This is a genomic window from Streptomyces sp. NPDC045678 (genome assembly GCF_056432085.1).
Genome location: NZ_JBWKJS010000003.1, coordinates 526,127 through 541,890, shown reverse-complemented (window position 1 = coordinate 541,890; position 15,764 = coordinate 526,127). Strand labels below are relative to the sequence as shown.

Genomic DNA, 15,764 nt, shown 5'->3' with positions numbered 1-15,764 from the left:
AATTGCCCGGGTTACTAATGATGTCGGGCGCACCTTTCCTGCGCTCTGTCCCGTTTGAGAGACCATGAACACCTCGAAGCGCATGCTCACCGCCCTGACCCTGACGGCGGCCGCCGCCTCCGTCGCCGCTGCCGCCCCCGCCCAGGCCGCCACCTCCGGCGACGGCGCCCGCAATGTGGGCCGTGTCGTCGGCGAGACCCTGATGGACCCGGCAGGGACGGGCCGGGACGTGCTGGACGCGGGCAAGACGGGCCTGACGGTGATCGAGACCGGCATGCAGGCCGTGCAGACCGGCGCGAAGGCCGCCAACAGCTAGTACGGAGCATCACCAGCGGTACGGACCCGCGGCGGTACAGACCCGCAGCGGTACGGAGCACCGGCGCCGACGGACGTGACACCGTCGGCGCCGGTGCTTTTCCGTACGCCCACCCGGCCCGCGACCGGCACCCCGTCTAGGGCCCCGGGGTGCGGCGGCTCTGCAGAGTGCGGGCGAGGCGGGGGCCGAGGCGCTGCTTGAGCCAGCGCAGGGCCTGGAGGCGGCCGAGGGCCCGGTCGACGTGGAAGTACAGCTGCGGCGGCACGTAGGGCAGCAGGGGCGAGTGGCGCTGGCCTAGCAGCGCGAACATCTGGTGCGGTTCCAGGCCCGTGTAGCGCGGCAGGTTCTCGTACCACTGGGCGCTGTGCCGCGCGGCGCTCTGCACCGAAAGCAGGGCCTGCTTGCGTTCCTGTTCGTACGTGGCGAGTGCGGCGGGGAGCTCCCGCGGACCGGCGACGGAGCCCACCGCGCGGGCCAGGCTCATCGCGTCGCGGAGCGCGAGGGTCGTGCCGGCCCCGATGGAGTAGTGCGTGGTGTGGGCGGCGTCGCCGATGAGCGCGATGTCGCCGTGCGACCAGGCCGTGTTCGTCACGGTCGGGAAGGCCTGCCACTGGGCGTGGCTCTCGATGTCCTTGCGGCCGAGGAGCTCGTGGCCGTCGAGCAGGTCGGCGAAGAGCTTCTCCAGCAGGCGCAGGGCCTCCGCGTGGCCGAGGCGGTCGAAGCCGAGGGCCGACCAGGTCGTGGCGGAGCACTCCACGACGCAGGTGCTGTGCTCCTCGCTGAACCCGTACGCGTAGCACCAGATCCAGCCGTGGCCGGTCTCGACGAAGGCGAAGGTGAACGCCGTGAAGGCCCGGGTGGTGCCGAGCCAGATGAAGCGGTTGGCGCCGGAGGTCACGCGGGTGCCGAACTCCGCCGCCCGTTCCGTGCGGAGCCTGCTGTGCGCCCCGTCGCCCGCGACGACGAGGTCCGCGCCCGGCAGGTCCGCGCGCCCGCCGATCTCCCTGCCGAACTCCAGGCGCACGCCCAGCGAACGGGCCCGGTCGGCGAGGATCGTCCGCAGCCGGTGGCGGCCGATCGCGTGTCCTGGGTCGCCGTCGTGCGCGGTGGTGCGGTCGCCGATGTACGCGAACCCGCCCCGCCAGCACACGGACTGCTCCTCGATGAGGCGGGCGGACTCGGGGTCGTGGGCGTGCAGGTCGGTCAGGAGGTCGGGCCAGTACGTCACGCCCCAGCCGTAGCTGGTTCCGGCCGCGTGCCGTTCGTGGACCGTGACCTCGTGAGCCGGTTCCCGGAGTTTGGCGAGGATGGCGAAATACAGGGAGGCGGGCCCGCCACCGACGCAATCGATCTTCACGCGCGCTCCTGTTGTCTTCGGGAGGAGCCTCAACGTAAGGGGCGGCGGTACGTGCGGGGTGAGCCACGCTGCGGGACGGACGGGTGAAACGTCTTTCCTGACGACAGGCGCACACGTGTGCCGCACGGGCGGCGCATTGTTCGTCAGATAGGACTGGAGACAGGACCGGGCCGAGTCCACCGGACGGGACTGAGTCACCCGAGGCGGCCCGGTGGCCGGACGGGTACGGGTGGCGGCCGTGACTTGTCCCCGGTGGGCTGACGTCTCCCTGCCGATCCTGTATACCCGCAGAGAGCAGATCGTCCGAGCCGGTCCGGACTTGTCGTCGGTCCCGCACTCGCTGTCGGCCCCCGGAGGTGTGAGGGGTATGTCGCCGCACCGTCTGTCAGTCGCGGGCCTCGCGCACTCCGACGTCTGCGCCGTGCTGCGGCTCAGCGGCGAACTCGACCGGGCGTCCGAGAAGTTCTTCATGGACACGCTTGCCGTCGCGGTCGACGCGGGCCGGCGCCACATCATCCTCGATGTGACCGCCCTGACGTTCTGCGACTCGCGCGGTCTGAACTGCCTGCTCGCCCTGCACTGGCTCCTGCGGCGCAGGGCCGGCGCCCTGATGCTCGCGGGCGTGGGCCGCCGCCTCGCCGCGCTGCTCGAACACAGCGGCAGCACGGCCCTGTTCTCTGCACACAACTCGGTCGGCCAGGCCCTGCGGACCCTGCCGGAGCACGCCCGTCCGCACTGGCCGCCGCCCGCGGACCGGAGTTCGGACGAAGGCGTGTCCCCGCCCGCCTAGCTGCGCGGAGCCGCGCGCGACGTACGCCAGGCGGCTCACCCCGAGATGCGATCAGGGCCCGGCACCAGTGAGCTGACGGCATGGAACACGACATAGCGAGCCCGGCAGGAGCGGCCACCACCCGGCGTCGTGCTCTGGGAGCCGCCGTGGCGCTGCTGGTCGGCGGGACGGTACCGCTGGCGGCGTCGCGCGCGGCGGCCCGTTCGGAGGATGCGCCGCCGGACGCGCCGGACACCTCGGAACATGTCTGTACCGGCGGATACGACGCCGAGTTCGAGGCATCCCTGGCGGCGGCGGACGACCTCCTCGGCGCGGAGGAGATGCGGGGCATCCCGGAAGGGCCTCCGCAGCAGTACGCGCTGCCGCTGCGCCGCGGCTTCAGGGTCACCGCGCCCTATGGAATCCGCGGCGACTGGCTGGCCGGGCACCACACCGGCATCGACCTGGCCGTTCCGCAGGGGACGCCGGTCTACGCCGTGGGCTCGGGCGTCGTGCTCGTGGCACGGTGGTCGGGTGCGTACGGCAACGCCGTGACGGTACGGATGGCGGACGGGCACTACGCCCTCGTGGCGCACCTGTCGAGCATCGCGGTCCGCGAGGGCACGCGGATCGACGCCGGGACCTTCCTCGGCAGGAGCGGCGCCACCGGACGTGCCACGGGCCCGCACCTCCATCTGGAGGTGCGGGCCCGCCGCGACTACGGATCGGACATCAATCCGGTGAGTTACCTGGCCAGACGCGGAGTGCGGCTCCTGTGACGGAGACGGTGGCCGCGCCGGTGACGGACGACGTCACTGAACGGCGGGCAGCAGGTTCGTGACGGGGGCCACCAGGTCCGTGACCTGGTGCAGCTGTTCCAGCTGGTTCAGATCGTTCAGCCGGTTGAGGCCGGCGAGCTGGTTCTCGAGCCTCGGCATCTGGGCGCGCTGCTCCTCGGGCATGCCGGACGTCGCGAGGTCGTCGACGGTGCTGGTCACCGAGAGCATGCCCGCGTCGGGGGAAGGGACAGGGGCGGACGCCTGAGCGGCCGGCGCGGCCAGGGCCGCCGCTCCGGCGGCCAGCGAGACGGCGGCGATGAGTCGTCGTGCTGATGTCATGTTTTCAAAACTTGTCGGACCGCGCGAAGGTCACGGGTTCGGCGCCGTCCTCACTCGGGAAGCTCATCCGCCGTTCCGGGTACGCGGGGTACGCCCTGCCGCAGCCGGCCACCACCCGGCCGGACTACTTGTCGCACAGCACGTTGCCGCCCGCGTCGCCGCAGGTCACAGCCGTACACATCCGTTGTCGTTCACACGTGCGGACCTAGCACGGATCCACTGACCGCGCGCGGACGCCGCCGATCCGGTCCAGCTTGAGTCTGCGCGCGGCACGCCCGTGTCTGTCGTGCACCCGTTCCTCGAAAGGAAAGTCTGATGCGCAGCTTCGCCAAGGCCGCGGCGGTCGTCGCCCTCTCCGCTCCCCTCGTACTGGGCGGTGCGGGCCTCGCCTCCGCGGCCCCGCACGACGAAGGCCCGGCCTACGAGAAGTCCACGCACTCGGCCGGCGTGAACGGCGGTTCGTGCACCAAGGTCGTCAGCGGCTTCAAGAACGGCAAGGCCTACTTCTACAAGGTCAGCCGCACCGCGGGTCCGAACGGCGCCTGGGGCAGCGGCACCGGTTCGCACTCCTGACACAGGTGCGGGGCCCCCGGCCCATGTGCTGAGTCTGCGTGGCAACACGAGACGGCGTGTGCCGCCCACGGCGGCACACGCCGTCCTGCCTTTCCCGCCGGTCCCGCGACCGGCCCCCCGGCCGGGCTCCGTTCCGGCGAACACGAGCAGGAGTGACGAGAGTCGATGAGAGCGATGGAAACGGTGCGAGCGAAGAGAACCCTTCGGAGAGGTCGACGGGCCGCGCGGGCCGCGCTGCGGGCCGCGGTGCTGTGTGCGCTGCCGTCGGCGGTCGCGCTGGGCGGCGTGACGCCCGCGCAGGCCGCCGACAGCGTCTCGGTGGTGCGGCTCACGGTCGCGTCCGCCGAGCCGTCCGTACAGGTCCGCTACCGCTGCGACGCCCTGACCGGTCTGGACTCGGTGCAGGTGGGCGTCTCCGACACGCAGGGAGGCGGAGTCTTCACGGGCACCGCTCCGGCCGTCTGTGACGGCACGTCACGGGTGGCACGGGTGCGAGCGTCGCGCGCGGCGGGGCCGCCCCTCGCCCGGGGCCACGAGTGCGTGGTCTCCGCCTCGTTGGGCATGGGCTCGCTCGGGATGTTCGTGCCCGCGGTGTCGGCCGGCGCGACCACGACGGCACGCTGATCAGACGGGGCATCACCCACCTCTCGTCACCCCTTTAGTGCACGCGGGAAAAATCCCCCGGACACGGTGGTGACGCCTCGTCATCGCAGGTCAGCGCAGCGTGGCGGAGGCAATCCGATGATCGTGCCGCGGCCGCCCGGAATTCTCGGCAGGCATATCCGCGCGGACGTGCTCACGGTGGTGTCGGCAGGGCAGAGCGAGCGGGCCCTGACCGTGGCCGTCAGGGAACGTCCTGAACCCCCGTCCTCGGGGTCTCGGCCACTCCGATGCTCGCGCCAATCGAAGGGAATGCGTCACATGCGCAAGCTTGCCAAGGCGATCGCCGTTGGAACCGTTGTCGTCCCGGTCGTCCTCGGTGGTGCCACCGTCGCGTCCGCCGACAGCGGCCCGGGCTACGGGAAGTCGGACAACTCGGCGACCATCTACGGCGGTTCGTCGTCCCACACCCTGAGCGGCTTCAAGGACGGAAAGGCCTACTTCGTGAAGATCTCGAAGGCGGCCAACTCCATCGGTGCGACGGGTAACGCGACCGGTTCGCATTCCTGACCCGGCGGCTCCACTGGAGCCGTAGGGCAGCAGGCCCCGAGGAGCCATTCCTCGGGGCCTGCCGGTGCGGCCCACTCCCCGCACCCGCACCTCTCCCCCCACGCACCCAGCAGCACCCGCCCGAAACGGAGTTCCGATGCCCGCCCCCCGCACCATGCTGAGCACCATGGCCCTGGCCGTCGCCTGCCTCGCCGCCGGGACCGCCACGACGGCCACCGCCCTGACCGGCCACGGGGCGCAGCCCGCCGCCGCGCCCGACGCCACCGCACCGTCCGTCTCCGCTCCCCCCGTCTCCACGCGGACCGACAGCACCCGCACCGCCTCCGCCATCACCGAGCTCTCCGCCGAGGTGATCAGCTCGGGAGCGTCGGCGCGCGTGAAGGTCACGGGGCGGCTCGTCGAGGGCTCCACGCTCACCTTCCCGCTGGCCAGGATCCCGCTGACCGTCCAGGTCACCGACGCGACCGCAGGCACGCCCGCGCGCTGTCACGCCCGCACCACCGACCGCGGCACCTTCAGCTGCTCGGTCTCCGTCAGCCCGGGTTCCGCGCGCTCGGTGAAGGCCGCCTTCGCGGGCAACGAGCTGTTCGCCCCGAGCACCTCGACCACCAGCATCGGCTCCACGGACGAGGCCGCGCTGCCCGCCGACCCGCTGCTCCCGGCGGCCACCGCGCCCCGGCAGGACGCCGCGACGACCCCGGCGGCCGTCCCGGCACCGGCCACCACCCCCGCAGCGGCCGCCACGGCCCCCGCGGCCAAGGCGCCAAACGCCCGCACCTCCGCCAAGGACGACCCCACTCCGCCGGCGGCGCCCACGGCCCCGGAGCTCCCGACCGCCCCGGCGAACGGTTCCTCGACGCATGGCAAATTCACCGACACCACCGTGTGGGACTGAGAAGGACCACATACTTTGAGCTGATCGGGTTGGATGACCGCATTACTCACCCCGGCACGGCCGGGGCACTTCCCACGCCCGCGTTCTCTGCGCGCAAAGTGAGACACGTTCGCACTCCTCGCGGCAGGACCCAGGGAAGGGAAGCCTCGTGAAAGCACGTCATCTCCTCATGTCCGCAGTGGCGGCGGCCGCCGTGCTGACGGTGGCGGGAGCGCCGACGGCGCAGGCCGCGCCGAATCCTCCCGACTGGAACTCCGAGGCTCCCTCGCCCGCCTGGGCGGGGGAGTCCTTCTCGTTCGGCAAGGACTCGATGCGGCACACCGTGACCTCTTCCGGGTTCCGCGCGGACGGCACCGCCTACTTCGTCAAGAAGGAGATCCGTTTCTCACCGGAGGGAATCTCTTTCACCGATATCTCTTCGCACTCCTGAAATCGGATCTCCCGCACGGCATTCGGTACGTGTTACGCCGTGACCTCGCCTTGACGCACGGCGTTAGAAAATACGCGGCTGTGTGTAGGCAGCCGCTCTGTCAAAGTCAAAGGAGAACGTGATGTCACGCATCGCTAAGGCAGCCGCTGTCACCCTCGGCACCGGAGCCGTCGTCCTCGGCGGTGCCGGCATGGCCATGGCGGACGCCGGAGCGCAGGGCGCTGCGGTCGGTTCCCCGGGCGTCGTCTCGGGCAACCTGATCCAGGCCCCGATTAACGTGCCGGTGAACCTGTGCGGCAACACCGTCGACGTCATCGGCCTGCTGAACCCCACCTTCGGCAACAAGTGCGCCAACCCGGGCGGCGACCACAACGGCCACCACGGCGGCCACCACGGCGGCCACCACGGCGGCGGCGCCGGGTACGGCAGCTGACCCGACCCTGACGAAGCCCCCGGTGCACGTTCCACCGGGGGCTTCGCCGTGTTCCGGGCGCCTCCCCCGGGGCGCGCGCTAATCCCCGTACGCGTAGAGGCCCTTGTGGTCGAGGAGTTCGTCCGGTCGGACGTCCCACGGCGGCATCGGCTCGTGACGGGCCACGATGCGCCGGTACTGGGGCTCGCCGGGTCCGGGCGGCTGCTCCGGGAGGTAGCGCGCGGAGCGGGGGTGGCGGCGCTGCCACCGGTCCCACAACAGGTCCACGAAGGCGTGGTTGAGCCAGAAGACCGGGTCGTTCACGGAGGCGCCGCCCAGCATGTGTCCGCCGACCCAGCGGTGGACGCGGTTGTGGTTGCGCCAGCGTTCCGCGCCCCGCGCCGACGTCCACCCCTCCAGTTTGTTGCGGAAGCCCCCGGGTGCGGTGGAGTCCCAGGGCGGCACGTCGTAGCGGGGGTCTTCCATGGCCCGGGCCACGTCCCGTGCCGTGGGCAGGTCGATGGGGTCCTGGGGGCGGCCGAGGTCGCGGGTGAGGAACTCCCCGTCGGTGATGTCCTCCTTGATGGTCCAGTGCCCGCCGCGGTACGCGAAAGGACCGGTCGTGACCTGCCGGTCGCCCCGGCGTCCGTTGCCGCCCATCAGGTCGGCGCCCCACAGCGTTCCGCCGCGCCCGCGGTCCTTCGTCCAGTCCCAGTAGGGGACGGTGACGCCGGGGTCCATGCGCCGCAGGGCCCGCTCGAACTCCAGGAGGAGGCGGCGGTGCCAGGGGAAGAACGAGGGGGTCATGTGGGCGACGCGGAGCCGGTCGTCGCCGTCCGACACGTAGAAGTCGATGTGCATGCGGACGAATTCGTCGTACTCGCCCCGGCGCTTCAGTTTCAGCACCGCGTCGACGAAGCGGCGCCGCTCGGCCCGGCTGAGGCTGCTCTGGTTCCTGCGTGTGTGAGCCATGACCGTCCCCTCAGTGGACGCGGCCGCTGAGGGCGCGGAGGGGGCCGAGTTCGTCGACGGCTCCTTGCGCGGCGGCGAGCGGAGTCGCGTACGACTGGTAGTGGTCCACCATGCTCAGGTAGCTGCCGTCCGCGCGGCGCATGAGGCCGAGCTGCCGTCCGTCGACGGTGATCCGCCAGCCTCCGGAGGTGTGGCCGCCCTGGTGGGCCGTGGGTTCGCCCTGGATGCGCCGCCCCCGGTACGTCTCGTCGAACGGTGCGTCAACCGGCGGCTCCTGCGGGGGTGTGTCCGGTACGGCGCGGGCGATGCCCGCGGCGGCCAGGCACGCCGTGGCCGCGGTGCCGATGAGATGGCGGCGGGTCATGCGGTCGAGGAACGGGGTGCCCATGGCGTCCTTTCGTCGACGGGTCCTGTCAGCCGGTCCAGAAGTCCCACCAGCGCGTCAGGATCAGCATTCCGATGACGCCCATGTGCAGGGCGGGAAAGACCCAGGTGAATTCAGCGAGTGCGGTGCGCAGCCACTGGGGTGCGGGCAGGAATCGGGTTCTCACGTTGTGCGCCGTCACGTACCAGAACATGAGCGTGGTGGCGGCCCAGGCCAGGCAGCACCACAGGCAGAGGGAATTGATCCGGTAGAGGGACTGGAATTGCAGCCAGCCGCAGAAGGCGACGCCGAATGCCGTGCCCGCGTTGAAGGCCAGCCAGTACCAGCGGGGAAAGCGCGCGCCGCCGATCAGTCCGGCACCGACGCAGATGACGACGGCGTAGGCGACGAGTCCCAGCATCGGATTGGGGAATCCGAAGGCCGCGGCCTGTTCGCTCCGCATGATGTTGCCGCAGGCGACCACGGGGTTGAGGCTGCACGCGGGGACGTAGTCCGGGTCCTTCAGCAGGTGGAGCTTGTCGAGGGTGATGACCCAGGCGGCCAGGAGCCCCGCCGCGCCGGTGGCCGCAAGGAGCAGGCCGAGCCGCCATCCGGCGGCGGGTGCGGCGGGCGCCGTTCCCGCCACTCCCGCCGCACCGGGGTCTCGGACGGTTTGGAGCGGTACCCGGTGCGGCAGGTCGGTGGTGCGGCTCATCAGCGCAGGCTGCGGGCGGGCAGCAGGCAGTGCGCGGCGTTCAGCACGGTCTCCTCGTCCCCGGCGAACGCGGTGAGGCGCTCCTCGGAGACGGGCTCGCCCGGCTTGGCTTCCGGCCACGCGCGCGTGGTGGCCATGAGGTAGGCGTGGCCGCGCTGCTTGACGGCGGCCAGCCACTCCGGCGGCGCCACGCACTGGGCGTTCAGCTGGGGCATGTTGACGACGACGTGGTCGCCCTCGACGAGCAGGCTGACCGGCAGGGAGGGGTTGCGCGCACCGTCGATGAGCGGGCCGCCGATGGGCAGTCCCGCCTCGTCGAGGAGGAGGCGCATCGCTTCGGCGGTGCCCTCCGGGCCGGCCTCGGTGTCGCCGAGGGAGTAGGCCAGCAGGAAGGGCATGTCCTTCTCGTCCTCGGGGTGTTCACCGCTCCAGACGAGAACAGTCAGGGTTCCCAGATCAGTTACTTGGAAGGGGCGCTGTTCGCTGGAAGTTGAGGTCATGGGGGGAACCGTATAGACGTGGGTGTGCGGGGCCCGCCCTGTTGTCACCCGTGTGGCCCAGCGCGGAAACGCCATCACACGATGGGGTCACCCGGTCGGCCGCGGAGCTGACGGGCCGTACGGACACGCCGTACGGACACGCCGGGCGGACACGGCGGGCGGACACGGCGGGCGGACCTGGCGTGCGGGCATGCCGAAGGACCGGTCCGTGGAAGAGGTGACCGGCCCTTGCGCGCACGGAGCGCCGGCGATTCGCGTGTCCCGCCCCCGGCAAGAAACGTTTGTTCTGCCGGGAACGGCGCGAGTTCCTACTGGGCGAGGGGAAGTCCGCCGAGGAGCTCCGTGGGGCCGCCCGCGGAGTTCAGGCCGTCCGTGGTGTCCTTGACCGTGCTGACGACCGAGTCCTTGTTCTCGGTGTCGAGCATGTTCGTGCTGACCGGCTTGGTGTCGAGCAGGTGCGGGGTCTGTCCCACGATGGCCTCGAGGCCGCCGTTCAGGCTGGTGGGCGCCAGATCAGAGGCGAACGCGGGCGCGGCGGAGCCGGCCATGGCGATCGAACCGGCGAGAACTGCAGCAGCCTTCAGGGCCTTCATCATGTTCCTTTCTTTGGCGACGCGCGCCGCCTTTGGGAGCACCGTTCAGGCGTCGTTCGCCTGTTGTCTCTGTTCTCCGGGACTAACGAGCGCAGGCCGGTACGGAAACCCCTGGCCCCGAGACTTCCCCGAACCCACCCGAATGAAGAACGCATCTCATCCTCATATCAACCGCGCTTTTTATGAACGGAGTTGACGGCACACGGAAAGGCCCGCCGGGCCGGAACGGATTCCGGCGGGGCGGGCGGCGGGGCTCGGTCCCGGGACGTGGGCTCAGAGAGCGGGGGTCTGCGGCAGGGCGGGCGCCTTCGGCAGGCCCGGCAGGTTGGGCGCGGGCAGGCCGCCGCCCTTGACAGAGGCGACGAGGAAGTTGACGACGCCGGTGAGGACCGTGGGGACCTGCGCGGCGACGGCCTTGGCATCACCCGCGGTGGCGGCCTTGACGAGGGCGTCCACCGCCTTCTGCAGCGCGGCCACGGCGTCGGCCTTGGGGTCGAGCGCCTTGGCGGCCCCGCCCGCGGCCTTGGGGGCCGGCTTCGGTGCCACCTTGGCGGCCGTCCCGGTGGCCGTGTCGGCGGTGGCCGTGTCGGTGGTCGTCCCGGTGGCCCCCTTGGCCGGCGGCTTGGCCGCCGCGTCGAGAGCCGCCTTCACCGCGTCGGCGTGCTTCTTGGCCTCTTCGGCGGAGAGCTTGTTGCCCGGCGCCTTGAGCACGGCGGTGAGCAGGTCGGTGACGGGGGTCAGGACCTTTCCGATGTTGGTCAGCTGCTGGACCTGGGCCAGCGGGTCCGGCGCCGCGGGCGCGCGCGGGGCGGTCCGGGCCGGGTCGCGGGAGGCGTCGCCGTCGGCGGCGAGGGCCGGTCCCGCCGTGCCGAGAAGCAGCGCCGCACACAGGGTGGTGGTCGCGAGGCGCCGTACAGGCAGAGCGCGCATGGTGTGTCCCTTTCGGTGATGCATCAGATCTTGTGATCACCGTGAAAGCGGCGCACGCCGTCCGCAACCGAGCGGTTGCGGAACGTATCGGCGGGTCGCGGTTCATGAGGGCATCTGCGCAGGTGGGGCAGGGATGTGACGGTCGGTCGGCCGTTCGGCGGCGCGCACTCCATTCGGGGCACCACCGGTCGTACCGGAGCGGGCACCGGAACAGAACGCGGAACGGCCGCCCCCGCTTTCGCGGGGACGGCCGCTCTGAACCGACGGAGCGTCAGTCGTTGGCGCACTGGTTGCCGAACGCGGGGTTCAGCAGGCCGATGACGTTGACGCTGTTGCCGCACACGTTGACGGGAACGTGGATCGGAACCTGCGCGTTGTTGCCCGAGATCACGCCGGGGGAGTTGTTGGCAGCGCCCTGCGCGCCGCTGTCGGCGGCAGCGACGCCCGCGGAGCCGGCCACGGCGGCGGCGGCAACAGCGGACAGGGCGAGAGCCTTGGTGGTACGGGACATGGAGTGCTGCTCCTTGGTGATGATGCGACGTACGGGCGGGCTGCCCGTCTGGAGGGATCAACTGCCGATCTCGGTGCCGAGTTGTGCGCCCAGACGGGTGATGCGTGGCGGCAACCATTGCCCCGCGGACCTTCACCAATCCGACACACGCACGGAGGTCGGCCGAGCCTCCCGCGTCTACGGCTACAGTTGCGCTTCCCTTTAGGGCATTCCAGTCATACGCCCTCAGGTTCGTGCAAACAGGGTGAATCGCCCTTATCTCCGCTGTGGTTCAGAGTTCACACACTCGGAAGGCCAACGCCGTCATGCGTCACTCCCTGGGCCTGCGTCGCGTGTTCGTCATCCCTCTCGCACTGGCCGCCTGCCTCGCCGCGACCGGGACCGGTTCGGCCGCCCCGCCCGGCGGCGCGAAGAGCGACGGGAAGAGCGACGGGAGGACGCGCATCGATTTCGCACAGCGATACAGAGCGCTGCAGCACGGCGGGATCGTCCGGGCAGCCAACTCGGCGATCACCTGCCGCCGCGCGGTGGACCGTACGGCGGAGTCCTGCGCCCGTACGCGGGGCGGCCGTCCGGGTGCGAACGACGACTTCGACATGTTCTACGTCGACGTCGACGACGACCCGAACACCTACAACTCCAGTACGGGCGAGGTCCGTCTGCCCCGGCACTCCCGCGTGTCGTACGCGCGGCTGTACTGGGGTGGCAACCTCAGGGTCGGCGAGCAGAAGCCCCCCAAGGACAACGGGCGGGTACTGATCGCCGAGCCCGGCGGCAACTACAAACCCGTCATCGCCGACACCCCGGTCGGCCACCGCGTCACCGGCGGCGCCGACGCCTTCCAGGCCTCCGCCGACGTCACCCGGCTCGTCCGCTCGGCCGGCGCAGGCGCGTACACCGTGGCGCAGGTCAACGTCGCCAAGGGGCACTCGAAGGCCGGTGCCTGGGGCGGCTGGACGCTGGTCGTGGCGTACGAGAACACCGCCGAACCGCTGCGTGCCCTCGCGATCCACGACGGCTTCGACGCGATGGGCGACCGCGGCGACCGGCACGCGGTGCGGCTGCGCGGCGTGCCCGGCGGGACGGAGGGCACCGTCGGCGTGGTGGCCTACGACGGCGACCGCGGACGACGCGGCGACACGGTGGCCGTCTCGGCCGGACGCACGGGCCCCGTGCCACTGACGGACGCCGCCAACCCGGCCGGTGACGCGCTCAACTCGACCATCAGCGAGCCGGGCGCCCCGGCCCGCAGAAACCCCGCGTACCCGAACACCCTCGGCTACGACTCCGACGTCTTCCCGCTGGCCAAGGCCCCGGACTCCCGGGCCGGCGACCCGTCACGGCGGCACGGAGACCTGACGGTCCACCTCGCCTCGCAGGACCCGGCGTGGGTCGGCGTGGTCTTCGCCGCCGTCGGCGCGAAGCACTAGCACCGTTGCCCCGCTCCGCTTCCGCGGTGCCCGCACCGACTCGAAGGAGACGCGCATGCCTCTGCCTTCAGCACCCCTCCCCCCACGGGTCCTGCACGTCAGCCAGCCCGTGGACGGCGGTGTGGCACGGGTCGTCGTCGACCTGGCCGCCGCCCAGACCGCCACCGGCACCGACGTCCACGTGGCCTGTCCCCCGGACGGTTTCCTGCCCGGCGCGCTGCGCGCCGTCGGCGTCCACGTCCACCCCTGGACGGCGTCCCGCTCCCCCGGCCGCGGTCTCGCGGGTGAAGTGCGGGAGCTGCGGCGCGTCATCGACGCCGTACGGCCCGGCCTCGTCCACGCGCACAGCGCCAAGGCCGGGCTCGCCGCACGACTCGCGCTGCGCGGCAGCATCCCCACGGTGTTCCAGCCGCACGCCTGGTCCTTCGAGGCGGTCGGCGGCCCCACCGCGTTCCTCGCCCGCCTGTGGGAGCGCCGTGCCGCGCGGTGGGCGGCCCGCATCGTCTGCGTCAGCGAGGCCGAGTGGGTGACCGGCCGCCGCGCCGGCATCTCCGGCTCGTACCAGGTGATCCCCAACGGCGTGGACACCGACCGGTTCGCGCCCACCGGACCGGACCCCACGCACGTCCCGCTGGTGGTGTGCGTCGGCAGGCTCTGCCGCCAGAAGGGACAGGACGTACTCCTGCGCGCCTGGCCCGCGGTGGCCGCACGGGTGCCCGACGCCCGGCTCGTCCTGGTCGGGGAAGGACCCGACGACGCGCGGCTGCGGGAGCGAGCCGGGCCACGGGTGGCCTTCGCGGGCGCGGCGGCCGACGCGGCGCCCTGGTACCGGGCGGCCGACGTGGTCGTCCTGCCGTCCCGCTGGGAGGGCATGGCACTGGCCCCGCTCGAAGCCATGGCCTGCGGCCGTCCGGTCGTCGTCACCGACGTGGACGGGGCGCGGGAGAGCCTGCCCGCGTCCCACCGCCCGCACTCCCTCGTACCGCCGGAGGACCCCGACGCCCTTGCCCGGGCCCTGGTCGCCCTGCTGCGGGACGGGCCGCTGCGGAACGAACTGGGGCGGCGGGGCCGCGAGCACGTACTGGACCACCACGACGCACGGCGCGCCGCGGCCGCGGTCGACGCGGTGTACGGCGAGCTTCTGGGCACGGTGCCCACCGAGTACAGGGAGTGCAGCACGACGTGAGTGCGGAACGGACCGTTGCTTCCTCATCGGCTCAGTCACGGCAGGACACCCAGGCCCCGCCCGGCACCTTCGTCGTCGCGCCACGCGAAGCGACGGTCCTGCGCGGCGGGGCGACGGCACGGCGTCCGGCCCGGCGACGACGCTCGGCCGCCGCCCTCGTGGCCGTCGACTGCGCCGCCGCCCTGGCCGCCCTGCTGCCGCTCGACGACCCCCTCCGGCAGGCCGTCCTCGCCCCGCTACTCGTGCTCGGCGTGCTCGCCCTGAACGTGCAGGGCCGGCTGTACGAGTACGCCGCGCTGCCCGACACGCTCGGCCTGCTGCCGTCGCTCGCCGGGCGGATCGTGCTCGCCTGGTCGGTCACCGCGGTCCTCGCCACCGCCCTGCCCGCGGTCGGGCCGCTCGCCCCGCGGGCGCTGCTCGGCACGGCCGCGCTCCAGTGCCTGCTCAGCTTCTGCGGGCGGGCGCTGGTCCACCGGCACCGGCGGGCCGCCACCGTGCGCAGTCCCCGGCCGGTCCTCGTCCTCGGGCCGAGCGGTCCGGCGCGCGGTGTGGCGGCCGCGCTGCTGCGGCGCCCCGGCTGCGGCATGCGGCCCGTCGGCATCGTGAGCGAGACCGCGGACCCCCCGCAGGACCAGGAGAGCGGCTCCGAGGCGCAGGCCGGGCCAGGGCCCGAACTCCCCGTCCTGTGCACGGAGGACGACGTCCACCGCGCGGTCATCCAGAACGACGTCGCAGCGGTGCTGCTCATCGCCGGGCACGGCCACGGGCCCGCCGGATGGCTGCCGGTCCTGCACGGCCTGGGCTGCGACCTGTGGGAGATCGAGGCGCGCCGCACGGGCCCGGCGCCCGTGCCGGACGGGCCGCGGCAGTACGTGGCCGGGTTCGCCTGCCGCTCCCTGACGCCCGCCGGGACCCGTGGGGCCGGCGCCGGCAAGCGGCTCCTTGACATCGCGGTCTCCGGAGTCCTGCTGCTCGCGGCGGCGCCGGTCCTCGCGACCTGCGCGCTGGTGCTGCGGACCGTCGAGGGACCCGGCGTGATCTTCCGTCAGGAACGCGTCGGCAAGGACGGGCGGCCGTTCACCCTCCTCAAGTTCCGCACCCACCGGCCCGCCGACCCGCAGGAGGCGGCGACCCGCTGGAGCGTCGCCGACGAGCACCGGATGAGCGCGTTCTGCCGGTTCCTGCGCGGCACCTCGCTCGACGAGCTTCCCCAGCTGTGGAACGTGCTGCGCGGCGACATGAGCCTGGTCGGCCCGCGCCCCGAACGGCCCTTCTTCGTCACGCAGTTCAGCCAGACCTACCCGGACTACGCCCACCGGCACCGGATGCCCACCGGCATCACCGGCCTGGCCCAGATCCACGGACTGCGCGGCGACACCTCCATCGAGGACCGGTGCCGCTTCGACAACGCCTACATCGACAGCTGGTCGTTCTGGCAGGACCTGTGCATCCTGCTGCGCACCCTCGGCTGCCTCGTCCGCCGCACGGGGAGCTGACCACGGTGACCCACGACCCGTCCACCG

Annotated in this window: 21 protein-coding genes; 12 read left to right on the top strand and 9 right to left on the bottom strand. The window is 72.2% G+C overall.

Annotated elements, in window-relative coordinates:
* The first annotated feature begins 64 nt into the window (after nucleotides 1-64).
* A complete protein-coding gene (locus tag AC07DO_RS13480) occupies nucleotides 65-316 on the top strand; it encodes a hypothetical protein (RefSeq protein ID WP_479059333.1) in 252 nt (83 codons plus the stop codon).
* Between the two features lie 136 nt (nucleotides 317-452).
* Here AC07DO_RS13480 and AC07DO_RS13475 read toward each other — a convergent pair whose 3' ends face one another.
* Nucleotides 453-1,673 (bottom strand): FAD-dependent monooxygenase, encoded by a 1,221-nt coding sequence (locus AC07DO_RS13475; protein ID WP_479059331.1) that lies wholly within the window; start codon nucleotides 1,671-1,673, stop codon nucleotides 453-455.
* Between the two features lie 367 nt (nucleotides 1,674-2,040).
* Here AC07DO_RS13475 and AC07DO_RS13470 point away from each other — a divergent pair, with 367 nt between their 5' ends.
* A complete protein-coding gene (locus AC07DO_RS13470; protein WP_479059329.1) occupies nucleotides 2,041-2,463 on the top strand; it encodes an STAS domain-containing protein in 423 nt (140 codons plus the stop codon).
* Between the two features lie 80 nt (nucleotides 2,464-2,543).
* Nucleotides 2,544-3,221, top strand: a complete 678-nt coding sequence (locus AC07DO_RS13465) for a M23 family metallopeptidase (protein WP_479059328.1) — start codon at nucleotides 2,544-2,546, stop codon at nucleotides 3,219-3,221.
* 33 nt (nucleotides 3,222-3,254) lie between these two features.
* On the opposite strand, the gene AC07DO_RS13460 is transcribed toward AC07DO_RS13465, so the two are convergent.
* Entirely contained in the window at nucleotides 3,255-3,560 is a 306-nt protein-coding gene (locus tag AC07DO_RS13460; protein WP_479059326.1) for a hypothetical protein, read from the bottom strand.
* A 315-nt stretch (nucleotides 3,561-3,875) separates the two neighbouring features.
* On the opposite strand from AC07DO_RS13460, the gene AC07DO_RS13455 reads away from it, so the two are divergent.
* From AC07DO_RS13455 to AC07DO_RS13430, 6 genes are all read left to right on the top strand, one after another.
* Entirely contained in the window at nucleotides 3,876-4,133 is a 258-nt protein-coding gene (locus AC07DO_RS13455) for a hypothetical protein (RefSeq protein WP_479059324.1), read from the top strand.
* Nucleotides 4,134-4,298: 165 nt separating this feature from the next.
* Nucleotides 4,299-4,757 carry a hypothetical protein gene (locus AC07DO_RS13450; RefSeq protein ID WP_479059323.1) on the top strand — a complete coding sequence of 153 codons (459 nt, stop codon included), beginning with the start codon at nucleotides 4,299-4,301 and terminating at the stop codon, nucleotides 4,755-4,757.
* Between the two features lie 297 nt (nucleotides 4,758-5,054).
* A complete protein-coding gene (locus tag AC07DO_RS13445; protein WP_479059321.1) occupies nucleotides 5,055-5,303 on the top strand; it encodes a hypothetical protein in 249 nt (82 codons plus the stop codon).
* Nucleotides 5,304-5,439: 136 nt separating this feature from the next.
* Entirely contained in the window at nucleotides 5,440-6,198 is a 759-nt protein-coding gene (locus AC07DO_RS13440) for a hypothetical protein (protein ID WP_479059320.1), read from the top strand.
* A 148-nt stretch (nucleotides 6,199-6,346) separates the two neighbouring features.
* Entirely contained in the window at nucleotides 6,347-6,628 is a 282-nt protein-coding gene (locus AC07DO_RS13435) for a hypothetical protein (RefSeq protein WP_479059318.1), read from the top strand.
* A gap of 121 nt (nucleotides 6,629-6,749) precedes the next feature.
* Nucleotides 6,750-7,061 carry a chaplin gene (locus AC07DO_RS13430; protein WP_479059316.1) on the top strand — a complete coding sequence of 104 codons (312 nt, stop codon included), beginning with the start codon at nucleotides 6,750-6,752 and terminating at the stop codon, nucleotides 7,059-7,061.
* A 78-nt stretch (nucleotides 7,062-7,139) separates the two neighbouring features.
* On the opposite strand, the gene AC07DO_RS13425 is transcribed toward AC07DO_RS13430, so the two are convergent.
* From AC07DO_RS13425 to AC07DO_RS13395, 7 genes are all read right to left on the bottom strand, one after another.
* Nucleotides 7,140-8,012 (bottom strand): tyrosinase family protein, encoded by an 873-nt coding sequence (locus AC07DO_RS13425; protein ID WP_479059314.1) that lies wholly within the window; start codon nucleotides 8,010-8,012, stop codon nucleotides 7,140-7,142.
* A gap of 10 nt (nucleotides 8,013-8,022) precedes the next feature.
* A complete protein-coding gene (locus AC07DO_RS13420; protein WP_479059312.1) occupies nucleotides 8,023-8,400 on the bottom strand; it encodes a tyrosinase cofactor in 378 nt (125 codons plus the stop codon).
* A 25-nt stretch (nucleotides 8,401-8,425) separates the two neighbouring features.
* Nucleotides 8,426-9,091 (bottom strand): vitamin K epoxide reductase family protein, encoded by a 666-nt coding sequence (locus AC07DO_RS13415; protein ID WP_479059311.1) that lies wholly within the window; start codon nucleotides 9,089-9,091, stop codon nucleotides 8,426-8,428.
* The gene (locus tag AC07DO_RS13410; RefSeq protein ID WP_479059310.1) at nucleotides 9,091-9,591 is read right to left on the bottom strand and encodes a DUF5949 family protein; all 501 of its coding nucleotides are present in this window, start codon (nucleotides 9,589-9,591) and stop codon (nucleotides 9,091-9,093) included. The genes AC07DO_RS13415 and AC07DO_RS13410 overlap by 1 nt, the downstream gene beginning before the upstream one ends.
* Nucleotides 9,592-9,899: 308 nt before the next feature.
* On the bottom strand, nucleotides 9,900-10,184 hold the full coding sequence (locus AC07DO_RS13405; RefSeq protein ID WP_479059735.1) for a hypothetical protein: 285 nt from the start codon (nucleotides 10,182-10,184) through the stop codon (nucleotides 9,900-9,902).
* 273 nt (nucleotides 10,185-10,457) lie between these two features.
* Complete coding sequence (locus tag AC07DO_RS13400; protein ID WP_479059308.1) at nucleotides 10,458-11,114, bottom strand: hypothetical protein; 657 nt, start codon at nucleotides 11,112-11,114, stop codon at nucleotides 10,458-10,460.
* Between the two features lie 271 nt (nucleotides 11,115-11,385).
* Nucleotides 11,386-11,625, bottom strand: a complete 240-nt coding sequence (locus AC07DO_RS13395; RefSeq protein WP_479059307.1) for a chaplin — start codon at nucleotides 11,623-11,625, stop codon at nucleotides 11,386-11,388.
* A gap of 305 nt (nucleotides 11,626-11,930) precedes the next feature.
* Here AC07DO_RS13395 and AC07DO_RS13390 point away from each other — a divergent pair, with 305 nt between their 5' ends.
* From AC07DO_RS13390 to AC07DO_RS13380, 3 genes are read left to right on the top strand one after another with little or no spacing between them, the layout of a single operon-like run.
* Nucleotides 11,931-13,055 carry a DUF3344 domain-containing protein gene (locus AC07DO_RS13390; protein WP_479059305.1) on the top strand — a complete coding sequence of 375 codons (1,125 nt, stop codon included), beginning with the start codon at nucleotides 11,931-11,933 and terminating at the stop codon, nucleotides 13,053-13,055.
* A 55-nt stretch (nucleotides 13,056-13,110) separates the two neighbouring features.
* Nucleotides 13,111-14,241, top strand: a complete 1,131-nt coding sequence (locus AC07DO_RS13385; protein WP_479059304.1) for a glycosyltransferase — start codon at nucleotides 13,111-13,113, stop codon at nucleotides 14,239-14,241.
* The gene (locus AC07DO_RS13380; RefSeq protein ID WP_479059303.1) at nucleotides 14,238-15,737 is read left to right on the top strand and encodes an exopolysaccharide biosynthesis polyprenyl glycosylphosphotransferase; all 1,500 of its coding nucleotides are present in this window, start codon (nucleotides 14,238-14,240) and stop codon (nucleotides 15,735-15,737) included. Before AC07DO_RS13385 ends, AC07DO_RS13380 begins: the two co-directional genes overlap by 4 nt.
* Nucleotides 15,738-15,764: the final 27 nt, after the last annotated feature.